The following is a 12,796-nucleotide window of genomic DNA, read 5'->3' as shown; positions in this document are numbered from 1 at the left end:
GGATGCGAACTCGGTCGAAGGCCGAGCCGCTCAAGGTCCGGCAGAGCCAATACATGAATAACCGGATCGAGCAGGACCACCGGCGCATCAAGCGCCGCATCCGGCCCATGCTCGGTTTCAAGTCCCAAGCCACCGCTGGCGTCATCCTCGAAGGCATCGAACTCATTCACATGATCCGCAAGGGCCAGATGATACCTGCCAACGACGCCCGCAATCCGTCCTTCGCAGATCAGTTCGACAGCTGTCGCGCGGCGATCTGGATGAGAAAGGCATTGCCTCACCCTTTTTGCTCCTGAGTGACGGGCCGTTGCCTCATCTAGAATGCTCCCGGCAACGGTTGGGAGGGAACGATGAGGAAGGTGAGCATGGCAACGCGGAAAGAATTGATCGAGGCGGTCGGCGCGCGATACCGGGCAAGCGATCGGTCGAGTAAAGGCAAGGTGCTCGACGAGTTCGTTGCGGTCACGGGGTTCCATCGCAAACATGCGATGCGGGTTCTCCGGCAGGAGGCATCGGACCGAACTCCTGAGCGTGTCGGGCGCAGGATCTACGATGAAGCTGTGCGCACTGCGCTAGCGGTGTTGTGGGAGGCGAGCGACCGTTTATGCGGCAAGCGGCTAAAGCCGCTCATTCCGATCCTTGTCGAAGCGATGGAAAGTCATGGCCACCTCGATCTGGCACCGCAGGTCAAGGCCAGTCTGTTCCAGATGAGCCCGGCGACTATCGACCGTTCACTGAGCGCCATACGCGAGGCAGGCCAGACGAAGAAGCGGCGGCGTGGCGTATCTGGAACCGAGCTGCGGCGCAGCGTACCGATCCGTACATTCGACGACTGGGGTGATCCGGCGCCGGGGCACATGGAGGTCGATCTGGTCTCGCACAGCGGACCGGCAGCAAAAGGTAGCTGGGCCTGGACGTTCACTTTGACCGACATCGCAACGGGCTGGACTGAATGCGCACCGTTACTGGTGCGCGAACAGACGCTGCTGGTGGCGGTGCTTTCCGAACTGCGCAGGCTGATGCCCTTCCCCTTGTTGGGATTCGACTCTGACAACGACAGCGTATTTATCAACGAGACGGTGCGCGATTATTGCGTGGCTCATGGGATCGCGTTCACCCGCTGCCGTCCTTATCGCAAGAATGATCAGGCTTGGGTTGAGCAGAAGAACGGTTCGGTCGTTCGGCGCCTGACGGGCTATCGCCGGTTCGAAGGCCTGGAAGCCGCCGGCGCGTTAGCGGAATTGTACACGGCGGCCCGCCTGTTCGTGAACTTCTTCCAGCCATCGTTCAAGCTGGCAGAGAAGCAACGTGAGGGCGCCAAGGTCTACAAGCGATACCATGCTCCCGCGACGCCGTTCCAGCGGTTGCTGGCAGACCCACGGACCTCCGAGGAGACGCGCCGGAACCTCCGCGAGGCGTTCGCCGATCTCGATCCCGTCCGGCTGTTGCGGGACATTCGGACGGCGCAAGAAAAGTTGGTGCGACTGGCCGACGGGGCAGCCGTAATGAACCCATCGGAACCCTCGTCGCCAACGCTGGATGCGTTCATGACGAGCCTGCGGACCTTGTGGCACGAAGGCGAGGCAAGGCCGACAGCAACCGCAAAGGCCCCGCAGAAGCGTTGGCGCCGCCGTCCTGATCCCCTTGTCACGGTGACCGAACAGTTGAAGGCGTGGTTCGAGGAGGAGCCATGGCGCACCGGTCGGGAGCTGCTCGAGAGGCTACAGGCCGAGCAGCCTGGCGATTATCCGGATGGTCTGCTGCGGACTGTGCAGCGCCGGTTGAAGGTGTGGCGATCAGAGCATGCGCGTGCCTTGGTATTCAACCCGTCAGCTAGCTCCGATGGCAGGCCTTTGCGAGCAGAGACCGTCTCTTCGTTGCCGCGCGACTGGGTACCGCACCGCGTCGCCTCCGGCTCCGCTGCGCGGCACCCAGTCGCGCAAGGAATAGCCCGTGAGGGCGATCTCCTGTAGGGAGCATTTACGTGAGGCAATGGACATGCCGCTCGGGAACATCGCTTCATGAGGCAACACGAATCCTCATCCAGTTTGTCGCGCTACAGACAGCCTTGCAGCCTGAAATACAAAGTCAAAGAGCAAGCCGCACGGCCGGCCAAAGTTTGCGACAGAACCGGCGGCTGACCTGGCTCTTCGATACGCCGCTGGCGCCCATGGCCTTTACCAGGTCATCGACCGAGCGCGTCGAGACGCCGTGCACGTAAGCCTCCTGGATCACCGCAGCCAGGGCCTTCTCCGCCGTCCGGCGCGGCTCCAGGAAGCTCGGGAAGTAGCTGCCCTTGCGCAGCTTCGGGATCGCCAGATCGATCCGGCCAGCGCGGGTGTCCCAACCATGCTCGCGATAGCCGTTGCGGTGGTTGAGCCGCGCCGGGCTGCGAGAGCCGGACGGAACGCCAGTCCTCGCCTCAATCTCCAGATCCATCATGCGCTCGGCGGCAAACGCCAGCATCTCGCGCACCAAATCGCTGTCAGCCCCTTGCTCAATCAGCTCAACAAGGGCCATTCTGTCGTCGGTCATCGTCTTCTTCTCCAGGTTCGAGTTCGCATCCGAACCCTACCAGAAGATCGACGGTGGCCACCCTCTCAGGAAAACCTTCCTACACCACCCCGCGGGACACGACCTGAGGGGGGTAATTCGCGCGGCGAATGATGCGTCTAATGACTATGCATTATCGTAGCCGGCATTTTTGGTTCTACCAGATTGGTAACAGCTCATGCTGCCCCCCGTTACAACTAAGAAAGCAATGAACTTGTCCCAAGCCGAAACCCTTGATGTTCGTGCTGCCCCTTCACGCAGCGCACGGATCGAACGGATGCGGACTGCGCTCGACACTGTCCGGGCCGGACGTTTTCCGATCAGCATCGAGAAGTTTCGCCTCGTCACCCGCGCATTCGCCGCCAGCGAAGGCCAGCCCCAGGTGATCCGCGTGGCGCGGGCGCTGGCTGCCGTGCTCGACGAAATCACGATCTTCATCGAGCCTGACGACATGCTGGCCGGCAACCTTGCAACCAAGCCGGGCGGACTAGAACTGACCTCGTTGTGGGCGGCATGGAGCGAGCCCGAACTGGATGCACTCGTCGCCGCCGGGTTTGAGATCGATCCCGCCGATCGCCCAAAGATTGCCGAACTCAACCGCTACTGGCGTGACCGCTCGCTCACGGCGCGTATGACCTCGCTCTATGATGACGAACGCGTATGGCCCTATGCACAGCTCGGCGTGGTGTTGCCGCCGTTCCGCAATCGGGAAGAAGGTTGGGGGCCAGGCGGGATGTTGGGCTGCGGTTGGGGCATCCACCACGAGATTAGCCAGATCATAGGCGTATTCGACTACGAAACGGTGCTCAAGCGCGGCCTTTCGGCGCTGCTCGGCGACGCGCGCGAGCAACTGTCACAGACCCGCATTCTCAGCGCCGAGGACGTCCAGCGCGCAGATCTCTTGCGTGCGATGATCATAACCCTTGAGGCGGTGATCCGCTTTGCCGGCCGCCTCTCGCGCCTCGCCGCCGACCTCGCCGAGCACGAAGCCGCCCCAGCTCGTGCGGAGGAACTGCGGCAGATGGCCGATACTCTGCAGCGGATTCCCGCCGAGCCCGCCCGCACATTCCGCGAAGCGCTGCAATCGCTGTGGATCGTCCTCCTGATAGTCCTGCCGTCGGGAGTGATATCGTTGGGGCGCTTCGACCAGCTGTTCGGCCACTATTACGACGCCGATCTTGCCGCAGGGCGGATCACCGAGGCCGCGGCGCTGGAATACCTGCAATGGCTGCGGATCCGCGATTCCCAGATCGTGATCACCTCGGGCCACACCCATCGCGCGAAATACGGCGGGCTCGCGAAGTGGCACAACTGCGTGATTGGAGGGCAGACCCCCGATGGCCGCGATGCGACCAATCCGATGAGCTACCTTGTGCTCGAAGCGGCGCGCACCTGCCCGACCCCGCATCCCACGATCACCCTGCGCGTCCACGATGAAACCCCGCCCGACCTGATGGAATCGGCGCTCCAGCTGATTGGCACCGGGATCGGTATTCCCGCACTGCTGGGTGACCGCAGCTGCATCGACTTCCTCACCCGTGAAGGGGTCCCGCTCGAAACCGCGCGCGATTACGCGGTGGCCGGGTGTCTCGGGGTGAACATTCCCGGCCAGTCGCGCACGATTGCCTGGCCGATGTGCAGCGCGCCCCTGATCCTGACCATCGCGCTCCACGGCGGCGTAGATCCGCGGACTGGTAACCAAGTCGGCCCACGCACCGCCCGGCTCGACGAATGCACCAGTTTTGCGGAGGTAATGGACAGCCTCAAGACCCAGCTTGTTCACTTCATCGAGTTGCAGGCCGAGTTCAACAACATCACCATGCAGTCCTATGGCGAGTGTTTCCCCCAGCCGTTCGAAAGCGCGCTGACCGTCGGTGGCATCGGCGCGTCGAAAAACATCCTTGGCCGCACGCTGCTGCTGGAAAACGGTTCCTGCATCAACCCGATCGGGATGATCAACGTGTCTGACGCACTGGCAGCATTGCGCAAGGTCGTATTCGAAGACGGTACGGTGAGCGCATCGGACATGCTCGCGCACCTTGCGGCGAACTGGGAGGGCGGCGCCGGCGAGGCGGCCCGCGCGCAGGTGCAGGCAGCACCGAAGTTCGGCAACGACGATGACGCGGCAGACCTCATCGCCGCGGAACTCTACGAGTTCTGGGCCAAGTGCACCGAAGCCCTGACCACGGTCTATGGCGGCAATTTCAAGGCAGCGGCGCTAACCATCGGCACTGCCAATTTCCCCGGCGGTGCAGCGCTTGGCGCTACGCCCGATGGCCGCAAGGCGGGCGACCCACTGGCGGACGAAGCGGTGACCCCGGTCGGCGGGCGCTATGACCACGGCGTACTGGCCGCCTTGCGTAGCGCGCTGAAGATCGATCAGGTACGCTGGCAGTCGATGTCGCTCGACATGCGGCTCCATCCCGATGCGATGGCCAGCCCGCCCGGGCGACAGGACGTTGCGCGGATGGTGCGGGATTATTTCGCGGGTGGCGGCAAACACATCCAGTTCAACGTGATCTCAACTGAAACGCTGCGCGCGGCGCAGGCCGATCCCGCGGCTTATGCTGACCTCATCGTCCGCATTGGCGGGTGCAGCGCCTATTTCACCCAGCTTGCAAGGGCAGTGCAGGACGAAATCATCTCACGCGAAGCTGCGCGCTCCATCACCTAGCGCGGCGGGGCTTAGCGCGGAACCAGCGACACCCCGCCATCGACCACCAACTCCCCTCCGGTGATCGCGGCGGCATCGTCGCTGATAAGGAAACAGATCGCAGCGGCCACGTCCTCCGCCTCGACCCAGCAGCCCAGCGGAAAATCGCAGTCCTGGCGGACCGATTTGCGGGTGAGCCCGGTTCGCGTCGGTCCGGGCAGAACGCTGTTGACCCGCACTCTTCCGCTGGCAAGTTCCGCCGCCGCCTGCCGCGCCACCGCCAGCAGACGGCGGCATTGACGAGAATGTCAATCCGGCCAAGTTCGCCCAGCGTATGGGCCGTCGCCGCGTCGGTACCCGCAGCGGTACACAGGTCCGCAACGCAGGCGGTATGTCCGCTCCCGGCTCTGGCCGCGATAGCTGTGACTTCGGGTGTAATATCGACGAGGCAGACTCGCGCCCCTTCACCGGCAAGGCGCAGCGCCACCGCACGCCCGATGCCCGATGCAGCCACAGTTACGAGCGCCGTGCGCCCCTCAAACCGGCGCATGTTCATCCAGAGGATCGAAGCCGCTGACCGCGTGCGGGCGGTAGGATGCCTCCATCGCGGCGCACGTCACCGCATCCGGCCGCGACGAAACAGCTGCTATGGCAACGTCGATCTGCTCTGCACTAGCCGCCCCGATGACCGGTATCGCCTGCCGAGCTGCCAGCCAGCCAAGCGCCAGCTGCGCGTGCGGTAGCCCGGTGCGCACGCTGGCCGCGTCCAGCGCGGCGAGGACCGGCGCATCGAGATCGGGCGTGAACCGACTCGCTGCCAGGGGATCTTGCGCCAGCCGCACCGGGTCGCCCGCAGCCCCTGCCAGCCGTCCCCGGGCGAGCGGCGACCATGCCATGCAGCCAATTCCTTCTTCCCGGCAGAGCGGCATCATCTCGCGCTCCTCTTCCCGGTACAGCAGGTTGTAGAGACCCTGCATCGCAATGAACGGGGCCATGCCCGACGCGCGCTGAAGCCCCAACACCTTCATCATCCGCCACGCAGACATCGACGAGGCACCGGTGTAAAGCACCCGGCCGGACCGAACGAGAATGTCCAGCGCGGTGAGCGTTTCCTCGATCGGGGTATGGGCATCCCAGCGGTGGAGCATCAGCACATCGACATAATCAGTCCGCAACCGGGCACGACTGCGGTCGAGCGCGGCAACGATGTGCTTACGCGACAGCCCGCGCGCATTGGCGTCCGGCCCGGTTGGGAAATAGACCTTGGACGTCAGCACAATCTCATCGCGGTGGCCAAGTCGCTCCACCGCCTGCCCGAGCCGATCCTCGGCCAGCCCGCCGCCATAGGTGGAGCCCGTGTCGAACAGGGTAATGCCGCGATCAAACGCATGACGCACCAGATTCCAGGCCATGTCGGCCCCCACATTCCACGCCGCCCGGTCCGTATCTCCGAACGACGCGGTGCCCAGGGCCAACTGCGAAACCTTGAGTCCGGACCTGCCCAGCCGCAGCGCTTCCATAGCGCTCAGATACCGTTGTGGGGGTTGAACAGCTTGGGGTGGGCCACGCCTTCGATCGCCAGTTCGTCCACCGCCGCGCGAATTTCCGTGGCGCAGTCCAGCAGTGCCAGCGCAGCGACGTTCTCGTCTACATGGTCCGGCTCGGTCACGCCGACCAGCGCGGTACCAAGGTGCGGGTGCGACAGGCCGAACGCCAGTGCCAGTTGCGCCGGGCTGGCCCCGAAGTCCCGGGCGATCTCCCTAAGCCGCGGTTGGCGTTCGCGGATCAACTCGCGAATGCCGCCCGAATCCCGGCAGATGTTGCGGTGGACCGGGCGCTTGCCCTCGGCAAACTCAGGCGGATTGACCCGGTCCCGCTCGAGATGCCCGGCGAGGATTCCGCCCTCGAGCATGTTCGCCGCACACAGCCGGATCGCACCTTCGGCAAACAGCTCGGCATAGCCCGGACCTTCGACCACGCCGCGCCGCATCACGTTGTACTGGACTTGCAGCAGGACCGGGTGCGGCCAGTTGCGTTGATTGACCAGCGCCAGCGTGTCGCGCAGTTGCTCCGGCGTGAAGTTGGTCACACCCCAAGCCCGGGCCATCCCGGCTTCGACCAGCGCCACGACCTCGCCGATAAATGGCTCCAGCGCGAGATCGGCAGTCGGGCGCGACACCATCACGATGTCGACATGGTCCGACCCGAGCCGCTGCAACGACCGGCCAAGCTGCTCGGCAAAGCTATGCTCGGGATAGTCCCAGAGCCACAGCTTCTGCGCGATCGTATAGCTGTCACGCGGGGCGGCCAGTCCGCGCAGGGCAGCGGCGACCGCGTCCTCGGTATCCGGCTTGTCCCAGTAATAGCCGACATCGAGCAGATTGATCCCGCGCTCGAACGCCCGCGCCAGCAGGGCTTCCAACTGCTCAGATGAGCACCGCGAAAAGGTATTCCACGACCCGAGTGACAGGCGCGAAACGGAGGGGAGGTCATCCGCCAGGGACTGGTATTGCATCGCCGGGAAATTCACTGCTGTTGCTCCAATCCTGCAACATCGAGGTCTGCCCGAAGCGTCCGTGCCCCAAGCATGAAGTGGAACGCGGCCCACAGGTTGAGCGAAACCGTACCGATCAGCGCCGTGCGAATGGCCAAGGTGCCGTAAACTGGCGCCAGCAGGTCGCTGAGCAGGCCAACCAGTGCCGGGCCAAGCCCATAGCCGAGCACGTTGGCCAGCATGAACACGATCGCACCTATCATCCCGCGCATCCGCGCAGGCACCAGGCTTTGCGACAGGGCATAACCGGGCGCAAGCCACAGCGTGGCAGTCGTGGCAAAGCCCGCCATACCGATGACCGCCGCTTGCCAAGACCCGACCGAGAACGTCGCTGTACCAAAGCAGACCGACATCAGCGTCGTGATCGTCATCACCCAGGTCCGCCAGCGCTCATCGCGGCGCGACAGAACATCCGCTAGCCGCCCGCTGAGGAACAGGCCGAAGAGCCCGGAAATCGCGATCGCAACGCCCAGGATCGGCCCCACCTCATGCAGCTTCACATGGTGAACACGGATGAGGAATGAGAAGCTCCAAGAAGACACGCCGGCCAGCACGATATAGGCTACCGCGCCGCCGATCAGAAAGTGCACCAGCGAGCGCTGGGTACGAATGAAATGGAAAGTCTGGGAAAAGCTCGCCGCCTTGGGCGGAACGCCGCCTGTCCCCGTCGCGCGTTCCGGCTCGGCAATGAACAGGCGCATGGTGATCGCCAGAACCAGTCCCGGCACGCTCGCCGCGAACAGCGCGAACCGCCAACCATAGGTATGGGCTAGATTGGTGTTGATGGTCAGGTTGAGCAATCCTGCAGTCGGCGTTCCCAGCGCGAAGATTGCCATCGCCGTCGCGCGGCGGCGGTGGTCGAAAAGGTCGGCGATCATCGACAGCGAAGCCGGCCCGCCGCCCGCCTCGCCAATCCCGACACCAAGCCGGGCTGCAAGCAGCGTGGTGTAGCTTTGCGCCATGCCACACAGCGCGGTCATCGCGGACCAGAACGCAAGGCACCCGGCAGCGATGTTGCGCCGGCTGCTTCGATCCACCAGCATGCCCAGCGGCAGGCTCGCGACGCCAAGGCACACGGCATAGACCGAGCCGGTCAGCAGCCCGACCTGAAAATCGTCCAGACCGAACTCGGCCTTCACTGGTTCCACAAGGATTGTGAACACAATCTTGTCGAGCACCAGCAGGGTGTTGAGCAGGTACAGGGAAAACAGCGCGAGATAGGGTTTCCATGCTTTTGGCGCAGGAACTGTGGCGGACATCGGAGTTGTCATTGCTCGATCAGCTCCTCATCCCGGGCAGGTCCCCGGCGCCGCCCCGTTGATCGTGACGGTCGTTGCCCGGCCTTGCCTCCCCCGAATGGGACGTTCCGCAGGCCACATGTCAATTGGTATTGACCTGGGCCCATATTTCCCAATGAATGCTCTGGATGGCTCATATTCTCGACATGAATATCCGTAAGGTCGATCTCGGCTCACTCGTCGCGCTTGACCGGCTTCTGGCAGAGCGCAGTCTGAGCCGGGTCGCTCGTGACGTCGGGCTGTCTCAACCTGCGATGAGCCATATGTTGGCGCGAATTAGGCGCATCTTCAACGACCCTCTGCTGGTCCGCGACGGCTCGGCGATGGTGCTGACGGCAGAGGGCGTGGAACTCAAGGCTCGGCTCGAAGTTGCGCTGCCAGAATTGCTCGCCCTATTCAGCCCTACGCGGTTCGTTCCCATGGAAAGCCGGACAACCTTCAAACTGGCGATCACTGACCATGCCGGGCAGGTTCTACTTCCGCGCCTGCTGGGCGAACTGCGCGAGCAGGCCCCGCACGTGCAGATCAGCATCTCAGTCATCCCCAACCGCCAGACGGACCTCGAAGAGCTTGATCGGGGTCAGTTCGACCTGCGAGTGGGCTGGCTACGCTCATTGCCGCCGCACTGGCACCGGCGAAAACTGATGACGGATTCGATCGTGCTGATTGGCGCAATCGATCACCCCGATCTTGTCGAACCGCTGACCATCGAACGCTTCGTCGCGCTTGATCATGTTGCATTACAAAGCGACCGCCCGATCTATCCGAACCTGATCGACAGCTATCTTTCCTCCAAACAGCTTCATCGCAACGTCGTCGCACACGTCTCCCATTTCTCGCTCGTCCCTAGCATTATCGCGTCAACACGCATGGTCGCCATGTTGCCGCGCCGTCTGGCTGAGGAACAGGCCCGGCTTGGCCAGATCCAGATCGTCAAGCCGCCACTGGAATTCCCCGACAATGACCTATCTATGGCCTGGCATCCGCGAATTCATGTCGCGGTCGAATACGTTTGGCTGCGTAAACTGATCGCCACTTTCTGTAAGGCACCACTATAGCGGCGTTGTCACGTCGGCGGCCTGTTGGTGCAATTGATGGTTCTAGCGCAGGATTCCAATAGCACGGGATTGGCAGAGATTCGCTTTGCGTTTTGGGTTCTATTCACACCTTCTAATGCTGACACGACCGGTTGAATCCGCCATGTTTACATCGACTGATCCGGCCGCATTCGTCGCGATAACCCTCTGACCATCCAGCAGCAGCAAGTTTCGTTGAGCGCCCAAACCGCGCAGGTTGAGCAAGCTCTGTCCATTCGTGCCGTTCGGCGATCCATTGGTCGGCTGGGAGCTTATGGCCGGTCCTTTGAATACCGGCAATTGGGCTATGGCTTCGGCCAAGCTTGGTTTGCCAGCCGTGTTGAGTTGTTCGGTAGTGACCACGGTAACGGGAGTTGGCGTGTTGAAGCCGCTCGCTAGTCGGGTACCTGTCACGACGATATCGGCTGCTTTGGTTTCGCTTACGTCGATTTCGGTGGCACTCGAGGGGGCAGTTTTAGTCGGCTCCCGAATGGTCTGTGCCGCTGCGACCTGAGCAGTTGCCGTCAAAGCAACCAGGCACGACGTGACAAGCAGCTTTCTCATTATTTACCCTCCCATTTTGACAGTTGGCAAGCGCTGCTGCTTCGGGACGGTTAACGACCAGTTTGCTTGGCATCCGATAAAGACCCGTGGAGAATGGAGAAGGCAGCACCATGCTCGGCCTCGACTGCTAGCGCGCCTGCCAGCAAATGCTGGAAAGCATTTTTGCGCAGCCAATCCGCAAAAATGCAGCTCTGGGTGCCATCACTTGCACCTGCTAAAGGGGCTTCGCGGCGGATAAATCCTTCAACTCCAGGGCCAGTCTAGAAGTATCGCTGCATTTTTGCATGCCATGCCGCAACTTCGCCAGAGCGTTCCCCGCGGGTTTATTATATTAATGAAGCTCTATGGAACGGTTCCGAAAAATGGGGCCATGCGGAGGGTGGGGAAATTGATTTCGCGTCGCAGTGTGCTTGGCAGTGCCGGGTTGATGGTGTCCGCATCTGGTCTGGCAAATCTTACGTCTCCGGCTTCAGGGCAATCCAACGCGCAGTCGTCCGGTCGGGGCGCAGCTTATTTCGGACTGCCTGATGCGCACGAGATTTGGGAGGAAATGCTCTATCTGATTTCGCTGGGTTCCCGGAATACGGGCTTCCCCGGACATGTGAAGTTCGTGAACCGCATGGCCGACTGGCTGGCGACGGCGCCTGGCGTATCGGTCCTCCGCGATACCTATACTTTGCCTCGCTGGGAAGAAGTGTCGCGCTCGCTTCAGGTTCGCCGTCCGGGCGGGAAGGCGGTTGCGCTGCACTCGACCTCTGCTTACCCCTATTCGGGCAAGACCTCGGCCAAGGGCGTGACCGGCAAGATTGTCGATCTCGGTTCTACCCAGTCCAACGGCATGGCCAACTCCAGGCCGCTCGTCTTCCCGGACGTTCGCGGCAAGATTGTTTTTCTGCGGTCGCCGGTACATGGCTTTCCCGCTGGAGACAGTTTCAAGGCCTGGGGCGCTTATCCCGACGATCTGAAGCTGCCAGACTTGTTGAAAACTGAGCTCTATCAGACCCGTTCGGCGCCCGCGCTTGAGCAATTCAAGGAGGCGGGCGCGGCCGGCGTGATCTTGTCGTGGGTTGGTGTCAGCGACGCCAACGCCGAGGGGCAATATGTTCCGTTCGGGCGCAAGTTCGCCGATTGCCCCGCCCTGTGGGTTGGCGAGACGACCGGCGAGGAGATCGCGAAGGTCGCGGCGGCCGGTGGTGAGGCGACGATCGCCCTTGAAGCCAACATTTTTCCGAACACGCCGACCGATACGCTTTATGGTATTCTGCCCGGTCAGACGGATGAGGTGATCCTGGTTCATACTCATTCGGATGGTCCGAACGCCGTGGAAGAGAACGGCCCGATCGGTGTGGTGGCACTAGCTAAATTTTTGGCCGCACAGCCCAAGGGCTCGCTTCGTCGGACCTATGTCTTCACGATGACAACCGGCCACATGGCTGGAGCCTATGTGCCGTCCGTCAGAGGGTTCATTCAAAAGCATGCCGACATCATCAAGCGCACCGTGGGGGCCTTGGTGATCGAACATCTGGGATCACGGGAGTGGGTCGATCGCGGTCAGGCCTATGTGCCTTCCGGCTACAATCAGACAACGATGCTCCAAACGCAGAGCTCCGCTCTCGCCAAGATTGCTTTGGAGGAAAGCCGAGGTACCTTGGAAGATCGAGTGGTCGCGGTGAACCCCTACAAAGGGCGCTATACCGGGGAGAGCGGAGCGACGATGTCGGCAGGTATTCCCACGATTGGCTTTATGCCCGCACCCAGCTTCCTGCTCAAGGAAAGCGAAAACTGTGGGATCGAGAAGCAGGATCCCCGACTACTTCGGGCGCAGTTGGAGAATTTCTCCCGAATGCTGTTGCGAATGGACGGCATGTCAAAAGCGGATCTTGCGGGCTGATCCAAATCGATTTGAGATTGTTGAAGCCACAGCGTGGCTGAGCCGCAGTGAAGACCTGCGAAAGGTTTAGAGATGACGAAGTCCGTGGGAAAATGCGCTGCTGAAAGGTCGATCGAAAATGCAAGCGCTATCATTGGTGAGCTTCAAGTCGGTTCCGTTGCGTTGCGACGTCCTGCCAATCCTCTAATGCTTTTCAGAAGGTGAAAC

9 protein-coding genes and 3 pseudogenes are annotated in these 12,796 nt (G+C 62.1%); 5 read left to right on the top strand and 7 right to left on the bottom strand.

Annotation, left to right across the window (positions count from 1 at the left end):
• Positions 1 to 29: 29 nt before the first annotated feature.
• A pseudogene (locus tag PP1Y_RS01310) lies at positions 30 to 296 on the top strand (DDE-type integrase/transposase/recombinase); the annotation flags it as partial.
• Positions 297 to 350: 54 nt separating this feature from the next.
• Positions 351 to 1,973 carry an ISNCY family transposase gene (locus PP1Y_RS01305; protein ID WP_013836303.1) on the top strand — a complete coding sequence of 541 codons (1,623 nt, stop codon included), beginning with the start codon at positions 351 to 353 and terminating at the stop codon, positions 1,971 to 1,973.
• A gap of 160 nt (positions 1,974 to 2,133) precedes the next feature.
• On the opposite strand, the pseudogene PP1Y_RS01300 reads toward PP1Y_RS01305, so the two are convergent.
• Positions 2,134 to 2,535 (bottom strand): annotated as a pseudogene (locus tag PP1Y_RS01300) (transposase); the annotation flags it as partial.
• A 226-nt stretch (positions 2,536 to 2,761) separates the two neighbouring features.
• On the opposite strand from PP1Y_RS01300, the gene PP1Y_RS24540 reads away from it, so the two are divergent.
• The gene (locus PP1Y_RS24540) at positions 2,762 to 5,227 is read left to right on the top strand and encodes a pyruvate formate lyase family protein (RefSeq protein ID WP_051009916.1); all 2,466 of its coding nucleotides are present in this window, start codon (positions 2,762 to 2,764) and stop codon (positions 5,225 to 5,227) included.
• Positions 5,228 to 5,238: 11 nt separating this feature from the next.
• Here PP1Y_RS24540 and PP1Y_RS26250 read toward each other — a convergent pair whose 3' ends face one another.
• The 5 genes and pseudogenes from PP1Y_RS26250 to PP1Y_RS01275 all read right to left on the bottom strand — a co-directional run bounded on the left by PP1Y_RS26250 (position 5,239) and on the right by PP1Y_RS01275 (position 9,031).
• A complete protein-coding gene (locus PP1Y_RS26250) occupies positions 5,239 to 5,445 on the bottom strand; it encodes an SDR family oxidoreductase (protein WP_232512297.1) in 207 nt (68 codons plus the stop codon).
• Positions 5,446 to 5,552: 107 nt separating this feature from the next.
• Positions 5,553 to 5,756 (bottom strand): annotated as a pseudogene (locus PP1Y_RS26595) (SDR family NAD(P)-dependent oxidoreductase); the annotation flags it as partial.
• Positions 5,743 to 6,726: an aldo/keto reductase gene (locus tag PP1Y_RS01285; RefSeq protein WP_013836300.1), complete on the bottom strand. Its 984-nt coding sequence runs from the start codon at positions 6,724 to 6,726 to the stop codon at positions 5,743 to 5,745. The gene PP1Y_RS01285 and the pseudogene PP1Y_RS26595, both read right to left, overlap by 14 nt.
• A gap of 5 nt (positions 6,727 to 6,731) precedes the next feature.
• Positions 6,732 to 7,721, bottom strand: a complete 990-nt coding sequence (locus tag PP1Y_RS01280) for an aldo/keto reductase (protein WP_013836299.1) — start codon at positions 7,719 to 7,721, stop codon at positions 6,732 to 6,734.
• Positions 7,722 to 7,732: 11 nt separating this feature from the next.
• Positions 7,733 to 9,031 (bottom strand): MFS transporter, encoded by a 1,299-nt coding sequence (locus PP1Y_RS01275; protein WP_013836298.1) that lies wholly within the window; start codon positions 9,029 to 9,031, stop codon positions 7,733 to 7,735.
• A gap of 155 nt (positions 9,032 to 9,186) precedes the next feature.
• On the opposite strand from PP1Y_RS01275, the gene PP1Y_RS01270 reads away from it, so the two are divergent.
• Entirely contained in the window at positions 9,187 to 10,116 is a 930-nt protein-coding gene (locus tag PP1Y_RS01270) for a LysR family transcriptional regulator (protein WP_158511820.1), read from the top strand.
• 99 nt (positions 10,117 to 10,215) lie between these two features.
• Here PP1Y_RS01270 and PP1Y_RS25140 read toward each other — a convergent pair whose 3' ends face one another.
• Complete coding sequence (locus PP1Y_RS25140; protein ID WP_013836296.1) at positions 10,216 to 10,698, bottom strand: TonB-dependent receptor plug domain-containing protein; 483 nt, start codon at positions 10,696 to 10,698, stop codon at positions 10,216 to 10,218.
• A 334-nt stretch (positions 10,699 to 11,032) separates the two neighbouring features.
• On the opposite strand from PP1Y_RS25140, the gene PP1Y_RS01265 reads away from it, so the two are divergent.
• Entirely contained in the window at positions 11,033 to 12,589 is a 1,557-nt protein-coding gene (locus PP1Y_RS01265; RefSeq protein ID WP_148274779.1) for a hypothetical protein, read from the top strand.
• Positions 12,590 to 12,796: the final 207 nt, after the last annotated feature.

This window comes from Novosphingobium sp. PP1Y, from assembly GCF_000253255.1.
In the GTDB taxonomy this organism is placed as follows: Bacteria; Pseudomonadota; Alphaproteobacteria; order Sphingomonadales; family Sphingomonadaceae; genus Novosphingobium.
This window is presented reverse-complemented; position numbering and strand designations above follow the sequence as displayed.